We start from the raw sequence: 17,930 nt of genomic DNA on the forward strand, positions 1-17,930 counted from the left end.
TATGGAAGTACAAACAACAGAAAAGCACTATATAAACAGGAGTGGTTGGCTTAGAGCAGGAGTTTTAGGAGCGAATGATGGGATTTTATCTACTGCAAGTTTAATAATAGGTGTTGCTGCGGCAAGTAGTACGCGCGAACCAATTTTACTTGCAGGTGTTGCCGGCTTAGTTGCTGGAGCATTATCTATGGCTGCAGGAGAATATGTTTCTGTTAGCTCACAGACAGATATTGAAAAGTCTGATTTAGCTCGTGAAAAACAAGAACTCATAGATACTCCGGAAGAAGAATTGATGGAGCTTGCAGAAATCTACAAAACACGTGGTTTAACACACGAAACCGCATTGGAGGTTGCTAAACAATTAACCGTACATGATGCTCTTGGAGCGCATGCTAGGGATGAATTAGGGATTACAGAAATGACGGAAGCAAAACCTTTACAGGCTGCATTATCTTCTGGAATTTCTTTTACCGTGGGTGGTTTTTTGCCCGTATTTGTTGCTTTTGTAGCACCTTTAAATATTATGGAATATATACAGTACGCTTTTGCTATTCTGTTTTTAGCTGTTTTAGGAGCAACCTCTGCAAGAACAGGAGGTTCAAAACCATTGAAAGCGATACTTCGCATTACGTTTTGGGGAACATTGGCTATGGGCTTAACAGCTATTATTGGGGCTTTATTTGATGCTAATTTGGCTTAAATAATAAAATAAATATGATGCGTTATCAACGGGGTTTAATAATGAAAAAATAATCTATTTGTTGATAGGATTGGCCATAATTTGAGACTAAACATTAATAAAAATAAATAAATAAAATGAAAAAAATAATATTGACTTTAGCAGTAACAATGGTATGTGCAATTACGGCGGTTGCTCAAGATTGGCAAACAGATTTTACGATTGCTAAAGACATTGCTTCTAAAGAGCATAAACCTATAATACTTGTTTTTCAAGGTTCGGATTGGTGTGGGCCATGTATTAAGCTAGATCGCGAAATTTGGAGTACCGATACTTTTAAAAAGTATGCCAACAAAAATTATGTGATGTTACAGGCCGATTTTCCAAAAAGAAAGAAAAATGCGTTGCCTGAAGCTCAAACTAAAGCCAATGCCAATCTAGCAGAAACTTATAATAAAAATGGCATTTTTCCTTTTGTAGTGATTTTAAACGCTAAAGGCGAAGTTCTTGGAGAAACGAGTTATAAAAAAACAACACCAGAAAATTATATAAAAGAATTAAATGTTTTTACAAAATAATTTGAAAAAGTTAATGACTTCATTTCTCGTTATGTTTTCAATGGTTTGCTTGGCTCAGCAGCCTTATAAACGAACCTTAAAACTTATGGGGAGTCGTTTTGATATTACTGTTGTAGCAAACGATTCTATAATGGGGAATAAATATATTGATAGCGCTGTCGCGGAAATAATACGAATTGAAAAACTGATGTCTTCTTGGGACGAAAACTCTCAAACAAGTGCCATAAATAAAAATGCAGGCATTAAACCTGTAAAAGTTGATTTGGAACTCTTTAATTTAATTGAAAGAGCTATTCGAATCTCAAGATTAACAGATGGCGCTTTTGATATTAGTTATGCATCAATGGATAGAATTTGGAAGTTTGATGGTAGTATGATGGTGATGCCTTCTGAAAAAGAAATAAAAGCATCTGTAGCAAAAGTAGGGTTTCAGAATATAGTTTTAGATAAGGTGAATACAACAATTTTTCTAAAATTAGAAGGCATGAAAATTGGTTTTGGTGCTATTGGGAAAGGTTATGCAGCCGATAAAGCAAAGGCATTGCTTATAGAAAAAGGTGTAGTTTCAGGTATTATAAATGCTTCGGGAGATATGAATACTTGGGGAAAGCAACCAGATGGCACTGCATGGAAAGTTGCCATTACAAACCCCATGAACAAGAATAAGGTGTTTGCTTTACTACCAATAACAAATGGAGCTGTGGTAACTTCTGGAAATTATGAGAAGTACGTTAATTTTAATGGTAAGCGCTACACACATATTATAGATCCACGTACCGGATATCCGTCTTCGGGAATTATAAGTGTTACTGTTTTTGCGCCAAAAGCTGAACTGGCAGATGCCTTAGCCACATCGGTTTTTGTTATGGGAAAAGAAGCGGGGTTGGATAGAATAAATCAGTTGCCGAAAATAGAATGTATCATTATAGATGATAAAGGAAATATAACAAAATCGAATAATATAGAAATAGATAAATTATGATAAACAAGTTGATATGTTGCGTATTAATCGTCACTTCTTTCAGTAGTTGTGTTGTGGTTAAAGAATATGAAAAAGTGAATATAAACGATCCAGATATGGTATTATCTGATAAAAAAGTAGATCGTAATATTTCTACGGCACACTCTTATAGAGAAGCAGCAGTAGGGGCAAACGGAGGAAAAACAGGTGGTGGTTGCGGCTGTAATTAACCAAAACTCTCATTATATATCTGTATTTAGAAATTTTAAAAAAATAAAATAAATTGAAAAAACTTATAATTTTGTTGTGTGTATTCGTTTTCGTGAAAGGTTACGCACAAACAGGGCAAGACGATACCAAAGTCTATAAAAAAAGGGTTTTAGAAACTACCGAAATAGATTTTTTAACTAGTTTTTATAGTCAAGATGGTGATAATGCGGCGGTAAGTGGAGGTATTGGTACCGAAGAATTAACGGATGTTACAGGAACTTTTGTAGTTTCTATCCCGTTGAATGATGATGATGTGTTAACTATAGATGCAGGTATTTCTGCATATACGTCTGCTTCATCGAGTAATATAGATCCTTTTGATGACGGACCAGCAGATCCGTTTCAAGCATCTTCTGGGGCTTCAAGCAGTGATACTTGGGCAAATTTAACAGGAAGTTATAGTCATAGCTCTGACGATAGAAATGATATTTGGTCGGCTAAGCTAGCTATTTCCTCAGAGTACGATTATTTTTCTGTTGGATTTGGTGGAACGTATTCCAAACTTTTTAATGAAAAGAATACCGAGGTTAGTATAAGCGGAAATGTGTACCTTGATACTTGGAATCCTATTTACCCAACGGAATTAAGACCTTTTGGGGCAGGAGGGAATGGTTTAAATGATCGAGTATTTACTCAAAACACTATTACGGGCAATACTAATTATAACCCTAGATTTGGAGAGTTTGATAGTAAAGGGCGGAATTCTTATTCGTTAGGATTTGGGTTCTCACAAATACTTCATAAAAATCTACAAGGTTCGTTGGCTTTAGATTTTGTTCAGCAAGATGGTTTGTTATCTACACCTTTTCAAAGAGTCTATTTTGGTGATGTAGCCGATTCTTTTATAGATAATTTTCAACTTGCAGACGCTGTGGAGCGCTTACCCGATTCTAGGTTTAAAGTGGCTGCTGGCGGACGTTTAAATTGGTACATTAATGAAATTTTAACCGTACGTACTTTTTATCGTTATTATTATGATGATTGGGGTATTAACTCTCATACGGCGAGTATTGAGTTGCCAATAAAAATTACAGATAAGTTTACACTTTATCCGTCGTATAGGTATTATAATCAAACTGCAGCAGATTATTTTAATCCTTATGAAGAAGCTTTATCTACAGATGAGTTTTATACGTCAGATTATGATCTTTCAGAATATTCTGCAAATCAATATGGTTTTGGAGTTTCATACACCGATATTTTCGCCAAAGCACATATCTGGAAATATGGTTTAAAAAGTATCGATTTAAAGTTCTATCAATATGATAGAGATACTACGTTTTCATCAAGTATTATTTCGGCTGGCTTTAAGTTTGTGCTAGATTAATTTAGAGTTTCAATATATAGAAAAGCCAATCTCAGATAAAGAGATTGGCTTTTCTTGTTTTAGTGCTTACTAATAAATAAGCTTATTGCTACATCTATTAGTGAAATTTAATTATTCTAAAACGATAGAGTCAATTTCTAATTTAAAATCTTCTGCCGCTTTGTTAGCAATTAAAAATGCGATTTCCTCAATATCATTTGCGTTGTAATTTGGCATATCTAGCCTTCTTCCTTTAAAAGTTGGATACATTTTTGACAATGAGAATTCTATAGATTCCCAATCTTTTGATGTGTTGAAATAAGAAATATAAGCGTGTTTATTAGATGCTTTCGATTTTATTCTAAACTGATACTTTTTTCCATCGCCTTTAATTTTCAATATAATTTTAGAAAAGGATTTTGTACTTATTTCATCAAATCGATATCTTAGGGAAGAGAATCCTCCATTGTTTTCTAAAGAAACATGGCCTTTAAAAACACCATTTCCTTCTTCATTTAGATAAAATCCTCCCGACGATTTTCCACCCATAACATCATCGTTAACAACTGTCCAATTAGTAATATCCGATGTTTTTTCAAATTTAAATATAGTATTTGTTTGCATATTTGTTGTTATTAAAAATATTAGAAGGAGCTGTTTCATAGTTTGTTATTTCAGGATAAAAATTGCTTTTAAGCATCGTAATAATCTAATTTTAAAAAGCTAATTTTTAAGTTAATCATTTTATCAGTAAATTTTTTATTATCAATATAATTTTTGTTTTTCTTGAACTTAATAAAATGTCCGTTAGCATGTATAGTATAGGTTTTAGTGCTATATGTAACCAATCTATAATAGGGGATTATCCACGAATAGCGATCGAGCCTATTAGTGAAATGAATAATAATTCCTTTTGGCCTTAGTTCTATGTTAGCATAATTAATGGCAAGATCTTGTAGGTTTTTTGGTTGTAGTTTCTGGCTTAATTCTTCAATCATAAATCTACTAGAGCCAATCCCTCTCATTTTTATTTTTTCTAAAAAAGAAAAGGATTTACCAACTATGTTTTCACTTTCTTTTACAAAAGCATCATTAGTATGTGTTGTATTAAATAGCATAATATTAGTTTTTTAGGGATATTAAATATTGCTCTGCATGTTTAAGATGTTGCTTTTGCTTTTCAGGGGTCATTTTATCAAACATTTTCACCAACATGCCTAATCTAGGGTTCGATAAAAAGAAGTCGCGATGCGTATGCATAAAGCGCCAAAAAAGCCCATCCCAAGTGTTTTGCCAATCTCCTTTTTTATAATTACTCATTTTCATTAAATAATTACTGCCGCTTATATAAGGTTTTGTCGCCATTAATCCGCCATCTGCAAACTGACTCATTCCGTATACATTGGTTACCATTACCCAATCGTAAGCATCAATAAAGAGTTCCATAAACCATTTATAAACTTCATCTGGATCGAACTCACAAAGTATCATAAAGTTCCCCAAAACCATTAAGCGCTCTATGTGATGGCAATAGCCAGTTTGCAGCACTTTTTTAATAGTTTTATCTATAGGTGCTATGCCTGTGGTGCCATCGTAAAACGATTTAGGAATTTTCTTTTTAAATCCCCAAAAATTAGTGGTGCGTTCTTCACTACCTCTAGCTTCATAAACGCCTCTTATAAATTCGCGCCAACCTGTAATTTGCCTAATAAAACCTTCTGTAGAATTAATAGGTACATTGTTCTCTTCAGCATATAATAAGCAAGCATCAATTATTTGCTTAGGCGTTATCAAACCTACGTTTAGCATAGGCGTTAATACACTATGGTTTAGTATCGAGTTTTCTGCAACTATAGCATCTTCATAAGTTCCAAATTCCATAAAACGTTGTTCAAAAAACTGCTGTAACCAATTGTTTGTGCTTATAAAATTAGTAGGGTATAGAGAGTGTTCGGTAAGTTTACCTAAGTGATTCGAAAAATGCTTTTCTACATATGTTTTTGCTTCTAAATAATAGGTGTCGTTATCTGGAAACTGAACAGATGGTGGTGTTTTTTTAGCAGGATATTTTTTTCTGTTTTCAGCATCAAAACTCCATTTGCCTCCCAATGGGTTATTTTCCGAATCGACTAATATCTTTCTTTTTCTACGCTGTTCGGTATAAAATGTAGATTGATGGTATTTCTTTTTATCCTTTCGGAAGAAATTAGCCAGTTCATCTTTAGTGTTTAAGAATAAAGGCGAGGTATACACGGTTGTTGAAATGCCGTGCTCTTCACTTGTTTTTTCTATCCTTTTTTGAAGCCAATTATCTGTTGGGTCTACGTAGTTAATGTGTTTTACTTCTTGTTTACTTAACTGAACTATTAACTTTCTAATATCCGATAAATCGTTAATAGCTTCAATATAATTTACTTCGAGGTTTTTTTTATTCCGAAGAAAATCTGTGTAGCACTTCATTGAAGCTCTATGAAACGCTATTTTTTGTTTATGAAACGGGTATTGCTTAAAAAACAAATATTCTTCAATTATATAAATAGGAGCAGTGGTTTCAAAAATTGGTGATTCCTGAAACAATTGATGTGGAAATATTAAGTTGATGCTTTTCATTTATTCTTTCTGCAACGTGTGCTGCAATATTTAACGTCGTTCCAATTTTTCTCCCATTTTTTACGCCATGTAAATGGTCTGTCGCAAACCACACATATTTTCTCTGGCAGATTTTCCTTTTTCATTAGTTTCTATTGACGTGAGTTTGTAAAAGTCTATTCTTTTCTTGCAACACAGCAGGGTGTTTTTTATGTCCCCAAATTTTGTTTCTCGCAATTCTCGAACTTTCTTGTAAATCTACTATAGGGTTTGGATAGGTTTCACCAATAATAACGTTGCAAAACGTTTGTTCCATGGCTGTCATTTTCCAAGGTTCATGAATGTGTAAAGTTGGAACAGCGCTTAGTTCTGGAATCCATTTTTTTATAAAAACACCTTCCGGATCGTGTTCTTGCGAGTTTTTTACAGGGTTATATAAACGTACGGTATTAATGCCTGTAGTGCCAGCTTGCATTTGAAATTGAGGAAAATGAATTCCTGGTTCGTAATCTAAAAACTGCCGCGCCAAATGGTAAGTGCCGTCTCTCCAATCTTGGTCTAAATTGAGTGTTAAAAAAGACACGACCATAGCACGCATTCTAAAGTTAATCCATCCTGTTTGCTCTACAGCACGCATGCAAGCATCAATTATAGGGTAACCTGTGTGCCCTGTTTTCCATGCTTTGATATAGCCTTCGTTTTTATTGTGCGACAAAAGCTCGTAACCTTTATTAATGCATTGTGTTTCGTAGGTACATTCTACTTCAAACTTTTGAATAAAATGGCAATGCCAATGCAAACGGGTTAACATTGCCGAAAATGCTTTGCTGTTTTTTGTACCGTTTGGGTGTGTGCCTATAAATTGAAAAGCTTGCTTTATACTTATATTTCCCCAGGCTAAATAGGGCGAAAGTCTGCTGCAAGACATTCTACTTTCTGTAGGTTTAGATATATGTTTTTGGTAATTAAAACCTCTTTTTGCTGCAAACGATTTTAAGTAACGCCAAGCATTTACTTCACCTGCCGGTTGGTAATGTTTAGGATATGCTTTTAATTGATTTTCTAATTTTTCGGGTATGAAAAAATGATGATTAATAGAAGCTAGTTTAGAAACAGAATAGATGTTTTTTATAATTGGCGTATGCATGGTTTGGTGCCAGTGCTTGTTCCATGTATTTCTGTTTTTAAGACCTCTAACAATACCATCTCGTTGAGATTGTTGCCATAAAATAGTATTCTCTTTACAGAATTTTGTTATCTGTTTATCGCGTTGCCAAGTTAGTTGAATTCCGCTTTCTTGATAACTAAAAATAGATTTGATATCGAATACGTTATTCAAATATTGAAAAACAGTAATAGCTTCTCCGTAGAAAACTTCAACACGTCTTTTATAAGTTTCTAATGTTGTGTTTAACGCCGAAATAGAGTGGTAAATGAATTTTAAATGTCTCGGGCTTGTATCTGGATATTCTATTATAGAAGGTTCAAATAGATAAATAATAAGGTATGGAATACCGGCTTGTTCCGCTTTTTGTAAAGGCTCGTGATCTTGCGAGCGAAGATCTCGCTTTAACCAAACAATATTTATGGATTGCCTTTTCAAGAAGTTATTTGTTTTTTAGTGATAATATAATTGAATAAACAATTTTCAATTTTTTAGTATTCGTGGTAAACTATCTGGATTAACGTTTACTAATCTTATTGCCAGAAATGGCTTTTTGTCTAGAGCATTTAAAACGAGTAATATCTGGGTTTCGTTTCTTTAAATGCTTTTTACTCACTCCGCTATTTACACGTTTACGCCAACGTTTAAAGCTAGACTCTTTTAGGTTGCCACGCATCACTTTAATAACCTCTTTTTCAGGTAATCCAAATTGAAATAGGATAGCCTCAAAAGGCGTGCGATCTTCCCAAGCCATTTCAATAATGCGGTCTAATTCTATTTCTGTAAATACTTTTGTTTCTGTCATGGTGAAATTATATTTTTTCCCAGGTTTGGTCTGCATTTAAATAAAAACTACCCAATGGATTAAATTTGCATTGTTCAGGAGCTATAATAGAAAGAAAAGAGTCTCCATTTTCTCTTTTGTAAAGGTGGTAGACTTCACCAATAATAGGTTCGAAAGTGAATTTAGCCTCAAAAATGAGCTTGTTATATTCAAACTCTTGCATCATTTTTTCGTACTCAGCTTTTAGTTCTAAATATTTTGCTTCAACCTTGTGGTTTATTTTAGTAATACTTCTATTCTTCCAAGCAATTGTATCTGTTGTCGTAATTACTGGAGCACCAACAGAAGTAGCATAGGGTTTAATTGATGCATCATACTTTTGGGTTTCTGTATTAAAAACTACATTATCTGGTTTTTTATCTTTTGCCATTTTTATCAAAGGATATTAGCTCAAATTTTCCAATACTTTCATTACTTCTTCAGCTTCAAATACTTTTTGATCACTCATTTTTCTATTTGTTGTAGATAGGGTATGAGACTCTTTTAAAAGCTTTTCATACTGAAGTTGTAATTTTTCTTTTTTCGATTTTTTTTTGAATAGTCCGAACATATTTTCTGTTTAATTTGTAATTTCTCGAAATAAGCTTCTTAAAATTATGGTATAAATATACAAAATGTTTAATGATTTGTAATTATTGTTAAACAAAATATTTTAAAACATGCACTATAGAAACATTTTTATGGTGTATTTTTTATTTAAAAGGACAGTTGTTTTGTAAATAAAGCAAGTAGCTTAACAAATTATAGAAAAACGTACTGAGATAGATTAAACCAACTTTTAATAATGGAATTTATGCATTAAAACTAATAGTAAAAGTAGTTCCTTGGTTAACTGCGCTATCCACGTTAATACTACCGCCAAGGTTGGTTACATGGTTATAAACTAAATATAAACCAACACCTTTACTATCTTCATTTCCATGAAATCTCTGGTTTAATTTAAAAATAAGATGACCTACTTTTTCCATGTTAAAACCAAGACCATTATCGGAATATTTAAAAATACTTTTTCCGTTTTTTTTGTCGGAAATTATCGAAATAACTAGCGGAACATCAGGACGGGAATATTTAATGGAGTTTGTAATAAAATTCAGAAAAACACTCTCCATGTAAGCGGTGTTAAAATGGACCCTTTCTAAGTTAGAAAAATCTAATTGAAATTCGGCACCAGACTTTTGTATCAAAGCGCTTATAGAATTTTGCACTTTAAGGAAGATGGTATTAAAATGAATGAGCTCTAATTTTTCGTCTAAAATATTTTTTTGTTTAAAGGCTTCAACGTAAGCGTTTAATGAGGTATTTAGGCCTTCCGCAGAAATTTTTATATAACTAAGTATTTTTAGAGTCTCTTGGTCTTCTATTTTGCTTAAATCCAATAAATCTACCAAGGATATTAAATTATTAACAGGGGATCTTAAATCGTGAGAGGTTGTGTAATTAAGTTGTTTGAGTTTATCGTTGGCTTCACTAAGTTTACTTAAATGAGATATGCGCTCATTTTCAAGTTCTTTTTTATGAGTAATATCTTTAGCTATGGCGTATACTAATTTATCTTTTTCAACAGGAATAGCTGTCCAATGCAGCCATATAATCTTACCAGATTTGGATACATATCTATTTTCAAAATTAATTAAAGGTTTATTGTTTTTTAAATTATTTCTATTTGAAGCTGTACGTTCTTTATCTTCTTCATAAATAAAATCTGAAATTAATTTTGAGTTTAATTCAGCTTCAGAATACCCCAATAATTCTACGAAAGCAGGATTAATTTTAAGAAAATACCCTTCGTAATTAGCAATGCATAAGCAATCCATCGATAACTCAAAGAAAGGGTCTAAATGTGGATCCATTGGTTGTAGGAATTAAAAGCTAAGGCGTTTCGCAATTAATTGATATTCAACAAAAATAAAATTTGTTCATTACATTATCAATTAAAAAAGTTTTTTTTTTTGAAACGTATTAATTAAAGGGTTTAAACTGAATTAATAGAGTTGGTAACCCTATTTAAGTTCTTTAACGTCAATAAATTGTAATTAAAGGAACGTTAACTAATCTTTTTGGATGCTGTAAAAATGATATGAGTTTAAAATTTTATCGATAGAGCACACCATTTTTATAGCTTAAGCTTAATTTTGAAGTAATCGGTTATTTATATATCGATTGTGAACTTATTATTAATTAAAAAGCATTTATAAAATGAAATTGGAAAATAAAAGGATAGCTATTTTGGCAACAGACGGATTTGAAAAATCGGAACTTTTTGAACCGTTAAGAGCATTGAAAAACGAAGGAGCTACAGTCGATATCATTTCTGTTAAAGAAGGGGAAATAAAAAGTTGGGATAATAATAATTGGGGAGAATCTATAATAGTAGATAAATTGGTAGATGATGCTAATGTAGCAGATTACCATTCTTTAGTACTTCCAGGAGGAGTAGCAAATCCCGATTTATTAAGAACACACGATAATGTTTTAGAGTTTATAAGAGCATTTTTTAAAAGCAACAAACCTGTTGCTGCCATTTGTCATGCACCGTGGTTGCTGGTAAGTGCTAAAGTTGTTGAAAATAGAAAAGTAACATCATATCACAGTATTAAAGATGATATTATTAATGCAGGAGCGCATTGGGTAGATCAAGAAGTTGTTGTAGATCAAGGTTTAATTACCAGTAGAAACCCTAATGATTTACCAGTATTTATTGATAAAATTATAGAAGAAACCCGAGAGGGGAAACATAAGGAACAAGTAGTTAATGCATAATTAATTATTTACAATTTTGGTTAGTGTTTAAAACCGTTGGGGCAATTTTGTTTCATCGGTTTTTTGTTGATTGTTATTTAATATTTTTTGCATTAAAAATTATTTTGATACAGCTAAAGTATTCTTTGTTTTTAATTGATTTTTGAGGTAATAATCCGCAAACTGTTCAATTAATGTATTGAAGCATGTTTAATTTTTATTAAATTTAAGATTTAATTGATATGGGTGAGCAGGTTAGATGAAATATCAATATATAACACCAGTAAAAATGGCTATAATAGGAAATATAATTAAAGGAATTATTCATGCAACAGAAATCATTTCTTCGGAATTTGATGCAGCAGAGGAGCAACGAGAAGTTCTAAAAGATTTGTTAGAAACGGCAAAAGACACCAAATTTGGAGAACGTTATAGTTTTAAAGATATTCTAAAATCTGATAATCCCGAAAATACGTTTCGAGACAATGTTCCTTTTAATGATTATAACCAAATAACCAAAAATTGGTGGAAAGATGTGCAGGAAGGAAAAAAGGATATTACTTGGCCAGGTAATCCCGATTATTTCGCGCTAAGCTCTGGTACTACTGGCAAAACCAGTAAACGTATTCCTGTAACAAATGCTATGGTTAAATCTATTCGTAATGCTGGAATTCAACAAGTTCTTGCTCTAAGAAATTTTGATTTGCCAGCAGATTTTTTTGAAAAAGAAATAATGATGCTCGGGAGTTCTACACATCTTGAAGAACACAACAATGCTTTAGAAGGTGAAATTAGCGGTATTAGTGCTAGCAATATTCCGTTTTGGTTTCAAAACTATTATAAACCAGGTAAAGAAATTGCTCAAATTGACGATTGGGACCAACGTGTGCAACGTATAGCCGAAAAAGCTGCCGATTGGGATATTGGTGCTTTAAGTGGAATTCCATCTTGGATAGAACTCATGTTGAAAAAGGTTATAGACTATCATGGTTTAAAAAACATACATGAAATTTGGCCTAACTTACAAGTTTATACCTCTGGAGGTGTTGCCTTCGGACCCTACGAAAAGAGTTTTAACGCACTTCTAGGTAAGCCCATAACGGTTATCGATACCTATTTAGCTTCCGAAGGTTTTATCGCTTTTCAAGAACGACCAGAGACCGATGCTATGAAATTGGTAACCGATAATGGTATCTATTTTGAATTTGTTCCTTTTAAACCAGAATATATTCAAACCGATGGTTCATTGGTTCAAAATGCGCCTTCCCTATCAATTTCGGAGGTGGAGCTGAATCAAGATTACGTTTTGGTAATTAGTACCGTTGCAGGAGCGTGGCGCTATCTTATTGGAGATACTATTGAGTTTACAGATATCAAACGTGCTGAAATAAAAATTACAGGTAGAACAAAATTCTTTTTAAATACTGTTGGTTCTCAATTATCGGTGAATAAACTTGATGATGCGGTACAATATCTTGAAAAGGAATTTAATATTGAAATTCCTGAGTATACGCTTTGTGCGAATAGAATTGATGATGATTTTTACCATTGTTGGTATTTAGGAACCGAATCTGAAGTCGATAACACTAAATTGGTGAATTCCTTAGATAATTTCCTAAAAGATGCTAATAAGAATTATAAAATAGCGCGCTCTAAAGCTTTGGAAGGTGTAAAAGTGAAAACGGTTTTGCCATCTGTTTTTCATGATTGGAGCGGAAGTCACAAAAAGAAAGGAGGGCAAGTAAAAATGGAACGTGTTATGGGGCAAGAACGATTTGCGGAATGGGAAGCCTTTGTAGAATCCAAGTTATAAAATAGTTTACTGTTCTTTAGCTTCGCGCTCTTTTACTAAAATCATAATTTCATCTGGAGATAAATAATATTTTTTGATACGCGCTTTGTAGGCTTCTTCAATTTCAGCATTATTCAATATAAAATGTTTAGTTTTCAAAATATATTCAGCCATACCAGATGATACTGCATAAGAATCGGCCGTGCGCTCTGCTTCTTTAATATAATTATCGGAAAATGCATACTTAATTCCAAACCAAATAAGGTTTAAACTATTTCTATTTTGATAGTCGCATATGTGGCCTAATTCATGACCTAACCACCCAATTAAAATGTCGCTTTCTACATCTACAGTTTTAAATTCTTTGCCTGAAATTTTAAATTTCCGACTTACTAAAACTAAATACTTTCTTTTTTTTCGTGTTTTAAGAAGACTCCAAAAAACGGGTTGAGCAAGCATAGTCGATTTTTTAATATCGTTTTTAAAACGAAACTCTACTTCTGTATTTTTCAAATTGGGATAATAAGCAAGTGCAATAGTGGCTTCTTTCTTAATAACTTCAGGTATAATATGTTGTGCTTTCGTGTTTTGTACACTCATAAATAATAGTATATAAATTAAGAATTTCATTTATTTAGATTTACAATAATGGACTAAAAAATTTGGCTAACCCCTCTAGTAGTCGTGTCCATATTGGTCTGTTTTTGTAGCTTTCATAATCTAGAGGGATATTTTTGTCACAGATACTATCGAATTCTTTTTCAACTTGTTGTGTTAAACCATCATCATAGATCAAGGCATTGGTTTCAAAATTATGTTCAAAACTTCGATAGTCAAAATTTCCCGATCCAATTGAGGCAATTTCCCCGTCAATAAGAATCATTTTACTATGCGAAAAATCGGATCTCAAGTATATTTTAATCCCAACCTCTAAAAGCTCTTCAAACCTTGAAAACATACTTAACTTGGCCATTTTAGAATCGGATACTTTGGGAACTAATATTTTAACTTCAATACCGCTAAGTGCTGCAATTTTTAAAGCTTGCAGTACAGCTGTACTTGGAATAAAATAAGGATTGGCAATGCAAATACATTTTTCGGCCAACGTTATCATACTAATATATTGTTGCATAATAGCTGGTTGTTTGGAGTCGGGACCTGCTGCAACAATTTGTATGATATGATGTCCTTTGCGTTCAGTTTTTGGAAGATATTTTTCCTTTAGAAGAAGCTCTTCTTGACTCGCAAAATAGTAATCCTTAATAAAAACTCTGTGTAAACTATTCACCACAGGACCTTCTACTTTAATATGTAAATCGTTCCAAATTCCAAGGTCTGATATGGGTTTTATATATTTGTCCGATACGTTTACACCGCCAGTAAAACCAACGGTTCCATCGATAATAATAATTTTTCTATGATTTCTATAATTCAAGGTGAAAAGTAGATTTCCAAACCGAATAGGCATCATAGAATATGCTTTTACACCAATATCTCGGAAACGTTTGATAGTATTACCTCGAAAAGCAGAACTTCCAAAAGAATCATAAATTAAGCGAACTTCAACGCCTTGTGCAATCTTCGTTTTAAATAGTTCATAAAAACGTTCTGTTAATTCACCTACTGAAAAAATATAATATTGTAAATGAATAAATTTTTCAGCTTTTTCTATAGCTTCAAAAATACTATCGAAGGTTTCTTTTCCTCCACTTAGAATAGTTGCATCATTACCACTATATGGAGCTAGAAATGTACTATTTTCGATAAGGTGAGATAGTTTTTTGTTTTTAGAAGAATTAAATTCTACTTGATTTTCTAGCTCTTTTATATCTTTATATTTCTCGTCAAATAGCTTTCGTTTTTGGGTTTGCTTTAAACGAAAGAACTTAAATTTTCTCCGGTTTACACCAAACAAATAGTATAGCATAGGTCCTGCAAAAGGCAATGCCAAAATGGCCAAAAACCAACTTAATGATTTTGTTGGCCGGCTACCATGCAGTATAATACTAATGATGCTCCAGAGGGTGATTACCCCATATAAAATCCATAAGAATGTATTAATCATTGTATTTTATTTAGCATTGACAATATAGTTAATAGACTAACAATAATAGGCTAAGGTGTTCTTTTGAGTTACAAAAGAATGTGATAAAGCTAATCAAAAAAGTAGGTTCGAGGTATCTTTAGCTAAACTAAAAAATTATGAGCGTGATTTCACAAAACAAACGAAAAATTACAATTTATTATCATTCAGATAATTCTATAGGCAAGCAAGTATATGCTTATACAAATGCATCGGATAAAAAGTTGCTAGGAGTAGATATTTCCAAGACCAAGGTAACAGGAACGCAATGGGCAGAATTGGCTAACGGGTTGGGTATAGGGATTATGGATTTGATAAATACGGATGCCCCTAGTTTTATTCAAAAACATGGAAAAAACAAACCCGTTTTGGAAGCGCACGATTGGATAAAAATTCTAGTGAATGAACCCCAATTGCTTAAATATCCAGTTGTGCTAGATGGTAAAAATTATTTGCAAATTAAAAGTGTTGCCGAATTTAAAAAGTACATAGAACCTGATAGTGTGGGATTAGAAAAAGAGCCATTAATTAAACAATTTACAGATGAAGGTAAATCCTAAATCTAATAAAAAATATAGTGTATTAAAAAACCGACTGCCCCTAGTTATTCTTGGGGTTGTTGGTATTTTATTGATAGGTATATTGGGAGTACAGCTTTACGGAAAACATTTAATTTCTAATCTTGTTTCCAAACAATTACCAGATAATCTAGAGTTAACCTATGAGGATTTAGACTTAGATATTCTGTTCGGTAATATGGAGTTTAATAGCATGAAATTAAAGTTTTTTAGTTTAAAAACTAAAAAAACAGAAGCAGAAATAACTATAGAAACACTTAAAATAAAGGATGTTGCCTATTGGTTACTTTTGAATAAAAAGCAATTTAATACTGATGCTGTAAATGTGGAAAATGCTAATGTTATAGTTTTCAAAAAAGATTCAGATAGTATTAAATGTTCTGTAGAAAATGTTTCTTTTGAATTGTCTAAATTTAAAACAGATTCATTACTTCTTCAGAATAAAACACCTTTTGATTACCACAATTCAAACTTATCGTTAACCAATTTGTATTTAGATTTGGGTCGTTTTGAAATGCTGAAAGTAGCAACGCTTTCATATAAAAATAACAACCTAAAATTCGAAGATTTATCTATAACTTCAAAATATAAACAACAGGAACTTTCTGAAAAATTAGTAAAGGAACACGATTATGTTGATTTTAAAGTTACAGATGGGGCTTCAACAGAATTTAGATTAAAAACAGTAAATGATAGTTTTCTAGTTTCTGCTCATAATTTCAGCTTGAATAATTCAGAATTACATCTTTTTAGAGATAAACTATTAGCGGATGATACTACGAAAAAATTACTCTATGGAACAAAACTTCGAAACCTACCAATTCAATTAGATATTGAAACTTTTTCTATAGAAAATTCTAATGTATTTTATTCTGAAAGAGTAGATAAAGGTATCGATCCTGTGTCTATTTCTTTCGAAAATTTAGATGCTCAAATCGATAATCTATCTAATATAAATAAGCAGAAAACGAAAATTAAAGTCACCACAAAGCTTATGGGAGAAGCTCCTTTGGAATTTAAATGGGAATTTAACTCATTAGATACTGCCGATTCTTTTAACGCTTCGGCTAATTTAAAAGATTTGAAAGCTGTTACAATTAATCCTTTTTTAGAATCTCAGGCTAATGTTAGAGTTCTTGGGGAGATTCACGATATGTATTTCACTATTTATGGAAATGATTTTAAATCTACAGGAGATATGAAAATGAAATATGAGGATTTTAAATTTTCTATTTTAAATGAAGATCGGTTAGGCATAAATAAAACTTTGACTGCACTAGTTAACGTTTTTACAAATGATGGCTCTAAAACGGATGTAAACGGTTACAGATATGGTGATATTGAAGTAGAGCGCGACAAAACGAAATCGTTTTTTAACTATTTATGGCTCAACACAAAAGATGGATTGAAGAATACCGTAATTGGGAATGGTAAAAAATAAATTTATGTTTAAAGCGTAACATATGGAGTTTTTAAGCCATAATTTTTTAGAGTTAATTATTAAATGTTTTGGGTTAATTGGAACGCTTGATTTCTAGTATCTTTATACTATAATAACAAAAAAATAAAAAGAAAATGGAAACAATAACAGCAGCCATAGGCATTGAAAAAGATAATAGAAAAGCGGTAGTAGAAATGTTAAAACAACTACTGGCCGATGAATATGTTATGTATACTAAATATAGAAATGCACACTGGAATGTCGAGGGTATCGATTTCCATAGTAAGCATGTTTTCTTTGAAGAAGAATATGGTAAATTAGAAAATACTATTGATGAAGTTGCAGAACGTATTCGTATGTTAGGCTTTTATTCTCCAGGTAGCATGCAACAGTTTATAGAACTTTCTGAATTGAAAGAAAACGGACCAGACACTAACGATAGTGCTAGTTTTATGAAGGTTTTATTAGAAGATCATGAAACCGTGATTAAATTTATAAGAGAAAGTATTGGTGATAACGCCGAAGCACATAACGATGAAGGTACGGCCGATTTTATTACCGGTATTATGCAAATGCATGAACAAATGGCTTGGATGTTACGTTCATCATTAAAAACGTTTAAATAAAAAATAAAAATTGCTAGAAAAAGAAAACTACGGTAAGGGGAAACTCTTACCGTTTTTTTGTTTTGTTTTATTAAGTCTGTTTTAGAAATACCTCGAATTGATGTACTAATAAATAACGTTGGAATTTTTAAAACAAAAGAGGGATTAGACATCAGGATCATTGTTAATTAAATAGTACCAAATGTTTTGACAAATGCCATATTAGAAAGCATAAAGCGATCAGAAGCACCAAGAATTATCAATTTAAATTCTGCTGCACAAGCACCAGTTTCTTATACT

At 32.2% G+C, this 17,930-nt stretch carries 21 protein-coding genes; 10 read left to right on the top strand and 11 right to left on the bottom strand.

Features of this window, described 5'->3' with window-relative positions:
- The first annotated feature begins 1 nt into the window (after position 1).
- The 5 genes from M4I23_RS13270 (at position 2) to M4I23_RS13290 (ending at position 3,815) form a co-directional block, all read left to right on the top strand.
- Positions 2-700 (top strand): VIT family protein, encoded by a 699-nt coding sequence (locus M4I23_RS13270; protein ID WP_249754741.1) that lies wholly within the window; start codon positions 2-4, stop codon positions 698-700.
- A 116-nt stretch (positions 701-816) separates the two neighbouring features.
- Complete coding sequence (locus tag M4I23_RS13275; RefSeq protein ID WP_249754742.1) at positions 817-1,257, top strand: thioredoxin family protein; 441 nt, start codon at positions 817-819, stop codon at positions 1,255-1,257.
- A 13-nt stretch (positions 1,258-1,270) separates the two neighbouring features.
- A complete protein-coding gene (locus M4I23_RS13280; RefSeq protein ID WP_249754743.1) occupies positions 1,271-2,239 on the top strand; it encodes an FAD:protein FMN transferase in 969 nt (322 codons plus the stop codon).
- Positions 2,236-2,448, top strand: a complete 213-nt coding sequence (locus M4I23_RS13285; RefSeq protein ID WP_158850365.1) for a DUF4266 domain-containing protein — start codon at positions 2,236-2,238, stop codon at positions 2,446-2,448. Before M4I23_RS13280 ends, M4I23_RS13285 begins: the two co-directional genes overlap by 4 nt.
- Positions 2,449-2,522: 74 nt before the next feature.
- Positions 2,523-3,815, top strand: a complete 1,293-nt coding sequence (locus M4I23_RS13290; RefSeq protein ID WP_249754774.1) for a DUF3570 domain-containing protein — start codon at positions 2,523-2,525, stop codon at positions 3,813-3,815.
- 111 nt (positions 3,816-3,926) lie between these two features.
- Here the strand turns inward: M4I23_RS13290 and M4I23_RS13295 are convergent, their stop codons facing one another.
- From M4I23_RS13295 to M4I23_RS13335, 9 genes are all read right to left on the bottom strand, one after another.
- A complete protein-coding gene (locus M4I23_RS13295; protein ID WP_158850361.1) occupies positions 3,927-4,418 on the bottom strand; it encodes a CIA30 family protein in 492 nt (163 codons plus the stop codon).
- A 68-nt stretch (positions 4,419-4,486) separates the two neighbouring features.
- Positions 4,487-4,912: a hypothetical protein gene (locus M4I23_RS13300; protein WP_158850359.1), complete on the bottom strand. Its 426-nt coding sequence runs from the start codon at positions 4,910-4,912 to the stop codon at positions 4,487-4,489.
- 4 nt (positions 4,913-4,916) lie between these two features.
- Positions 4,917-6,404 (bottom strand): cryptochrome/photolyase family protein, encoded by a 1,488-nt coding sequence (locus M4I23_RS13305; protein ID WP_249754744.1) that lies wholly within the window; start codon positions 6,402-6,404, stop codon positions 4,917-4,919.
- Entirely contained in the window at positions 6,401-6,529 is a 129-nt protein-coding gene (locus M4I23_RS13310; RefSeq protein ID WP_074935353.1) for a DUF2256 domain-containing protein, read from the bottom strand. The genes M4I23_RS13305 and M4I23_RS13310 overlap by 4 nt, the downstream gene beginning before the upstream one ends.
- Positions 6,529-7,986: a cryptochrome/deoxyribodipyrimidine photo-lyase family protein gene (locus M4I23_RS13315; protein ID WP_249754745.1), complete on the bottom strand. Its 1,458-nt coding sequence runs from the start codon at positions 7,984-7,986 to the stop codon at positions 6,529-6,531. Before M4I23_RS13315 ends, M4I23_RS13310 begins: the two co-directional genes overlap by 1 nt.
- A gap of 79 nt (positions 7,987-8,065) precedes the next feature.
- On the bottom strand, positions 8,066-8,353 hold the full coding sequence (locus tag M4I23_RS13320) for a TIGR03643 family protein (RefSeq protein WP_249754746.1): 288 nt from the start codon (positions 8,351-8,353) through the stop codon (positions 8,066-8,068).
- Positions 8,354-8,360: 7 nt separating this feature from the next.
- Entirely contained in the window at positions 8,361-8,762 is a 402-nt protein-coding gene (locus M4I23_RS13325) for a DUF2452 domain-containing protein (RefSeq protein WP_249754747.1), read from the bottom strand.
- 15 nt (positions 8,763-8,777) lie between these two features.
- Positions 8,778-8,942: a Lacal_2735 family protein gene (locus tag M4I23_RS13330; RefSeq protein WP_249754748.1), complete on the bottom strand. Its 165-nt coding sequence runs from the start codon at positions 8,940-8,942 to the stop codon at positions 8,778-8,780.
- Between the two features lie 241 nt (positions 8,943-9,183).
- Positions 9,184-10,242, bottom strand: a complete 1,059-nt coding sequence (locus M4I23_RS13335) for a PAS domain-containing sensor histidine kinase (RefSeq protein WP_249754749.1) — start codon at positions 10,240-10,242, stop codon at positions 9,184-9,186.
- Positions 10,243-10,588: 346 nt separating this feature from the next.
- Here M4I23_RS13335 and M4I23_RS13340 point away from each other — a divergent pair, with 346 nt between their 5' ends.
- Entirely contained in the window at positions 10,589-11,152 is a 564-nt protein-coding gene (locus M4I23_RS13340) for a type 1 glutamine amidotransferase domain-containing protein (RefSeq protein WP_249754750.1), read from the top strand.
- Between the two features lie 268 nt (positions 11,153-11,420).
- Positions 11,421-12,944, top strand: coding sequence for a GH3 auxin-responsive promoter family protein (locus M4I23_RS13345; protein WP_249754751.1), 1,524 nt, complete (start codon positions 11,421-11,423; stop codon positions 12,942-12,944).
- Between the two features lie 6 nt (positions 12,945-12,950).
- Here the strand turns inward: M4I23_RS13345 and M4I23_RS13350 are convergent, their stop codons facing one another.
- Complete coding sequence (locus M4I23_RS13350; RefSeq protein ID WP_158850343.1) at positions 12,951-13,553, bottom strand: hypothetical protein; 603 nt, start codon at positions 13,551-13,553, stop codon at positions 12,951-12,953.
- 10 nt (positions 13,554-13,563) lie between these two features.
- Positions 13,564-14,988 (bottom strand): cardiolipin synthase, encoded by a 1,425-nt coding sequence (gene cls, locus M4I23_RS13355; RefSeq protein WP_233267561.1) that lies wholly within the window; start codon positions 14,986-14,988, stop codon positions 13,564-13,566.
- Positions 14,989-15,125: 137 nt separating this feature from the next.
- Between cls and M4I23_RS13360 the strand changes: the two genes are divergently transcribed.
- From M4I23_RS13360 to M4I23_RS13370, 3 genes are all read left to right on the top strand, one after another.
- Positions 15,126-15,566: an arsenate reductase family protein gene (locus M4I23_RS13360; RefSeq protein WP_249754752.1), complete on the top strand. Its 441-nt coding sequence runs from the start codon at positions 15,126-15,128 to the stop codon at positions 15,564-15,566.
- Complete coding sequence (locus M4I23_RS13365; protein ID WP_249754753.1) at positions 15,550-17,025, top strand: DUF748 domain-containing protein; 1,476 nt, start codon at positions 15,550-15,552, stop codon at positions 17,023-17,025. The genes M4I23_RS13360 and M4I23_RS13365 overlap by 17 nt, the downstream gene beginning before the upstream one ends.
- Before the next feature lie 134 nt (positions 17,026-17,159).
- Entirely contained in the window at positions 17,160-17,651 is a 492-nt protein-coding gene (locus M4I23_RS13370; protein ID WP_249754754.1) for a Dps family protein, read from the top strand.
- The last annotated feature ends 279 nt before the right edge of the window (positions 17,652-17,930 follow it).

It is taken from the genome of Algibacter sp. L4_22, from assembly GCF_023473045.1.
Classification (GTDB): domain Bacteria; phylum Bacteroidota; class Bacteroidia; order Flavobacteriales; family Flavobacteriaceae; genus Algibacter.

Bases quoted from the DNA above. Each gene is read 5' to 3' on its own strand.
- M4I23_RS13275 (WP_249754742.1), top strand. From the start codon at position 817: ATGAAAAAAATAATATTGACTTTAGCAGTAACAATGGTATGTGCAATT.
- M4I23_RS13330 (WP_249754748.1), bottom strand. From the start codon at position 8,942: ATGTTCGGACTATTCAAAAAAAAATCGAAAAAAGAAAAATTACAACTT.
- M4I23_RS13305 (WP_249754744.1), bottom strand. From the start codon at position 6,404: ATGAAAAGCATCAACTTAATATTTCCACATCAATTGTTTCAGGAATCA.
- M4I23_RS13345 (WP_249754751.1), top strand. From the start codon at position 11,421: ATGGCTATAATAGGAAATATAATTAAAGGAATTATTCATGCAACAGAA.
- M4I23_RS13280 (WP_249754743.1), top strand. From the start codon at position 1,271: ATGACTTCATTTCTCGTTATGTTTTCAATGGTTTGCTTGGCTCAGCAG.
- M4I23_RS13285 (WP_158850365.1), top strand. From the start codon at position 2,236: ATGATAAACAAGTTGATATGTTGCGTATTAATCGTCACTTCTTTCAGT.
- M4I23_RS13350 (WP_158850343.1), bottom strand. From the start codon at position 13,553: ATGAAATTCTTAATTTATATACTATTATTTATGAGTGTACAAAACACG.
- M4I23_RS13320 (WP_249754746.1), bottom strand. From the start codon at position 8,353: ATGACAGAAACAAAAGTATTTACAGAAATAGAATTAGACCGCATTATT.
- M4I23_RS13270 (WP_249754741.1), top strand. From the start codon at position 2: ATGGAAGTACAAACAACAGAAAAGCACTATATAAACAGGAGTGGTTGG.
- M4I23_RS13360 (WP_249754752.1), top strand. From the start codon at position 15,126: ATGAGCGTGATTTCACAAAACAAACGAAAAATTACAATTTATTATCAT.
- M4I23_RS13340 (WP_249754750.1), top strand. From the start codon at position 10,589: ATGAAATTGGAAAATAAAAGGATAGCTATTTTGGCAACAGACGGATTT.
- M4I23_RS13370 (WP_249754754.1), top strand. From the start codon at position 17,160: ATGGAAACAATAACAGCAGCCATAGGCATTGAAAAAGATAATAGAAAA.
- M4I23_RS13335 (WP_249754749.1), bottom strand. From the start codon at position 10,242: ATGGATCCACATTTAGACCCTTTCTTTGAGTTATCGATGGATTGCTTA.
- cls (WP_233267561.1), bottom strand. From the start codon at position 14,988: ATGATTAATACATTCTTATGGATTTTATATGGGGTAATCACCCTCTGG.
- M4I23_RS13300 (WP_158850359.1), bottom strand. From the start codon at position 4,912: ATGCTATTTAATACAACACATACTAATGATGCTTTTGTAAAAGAAAGT.
- M4I23_RS13325 (WP_249754747.1), bottom strand. From the start codon at position 8,762: ATGGCAAAAGATAAAAAACCAGATAATGTAGTTTTTAATACAGAAACC.
- M4I23_RS13365 (WP_249754753.1), top strand. From the start codon at position 15,550: ATGAAGGTAAATCCTAAATCTAATAAAAAATATAGTGTATTAAAAAAC.
- M4I23_RS13295 (WP_158850361.1), bottom strand. From the start codon at position 4,418: ATGCAAACAAATACTATATTTAAATTTGAAAAAACATCGGATATTACT.
- M4I23_RS13310 (WP_074935353.1), bottom strand. From the start codon at position 6,529: ATGAAAAAGGAAAATCTGCCAGAGAAAATATGTGTGGTTTGCGACAGA.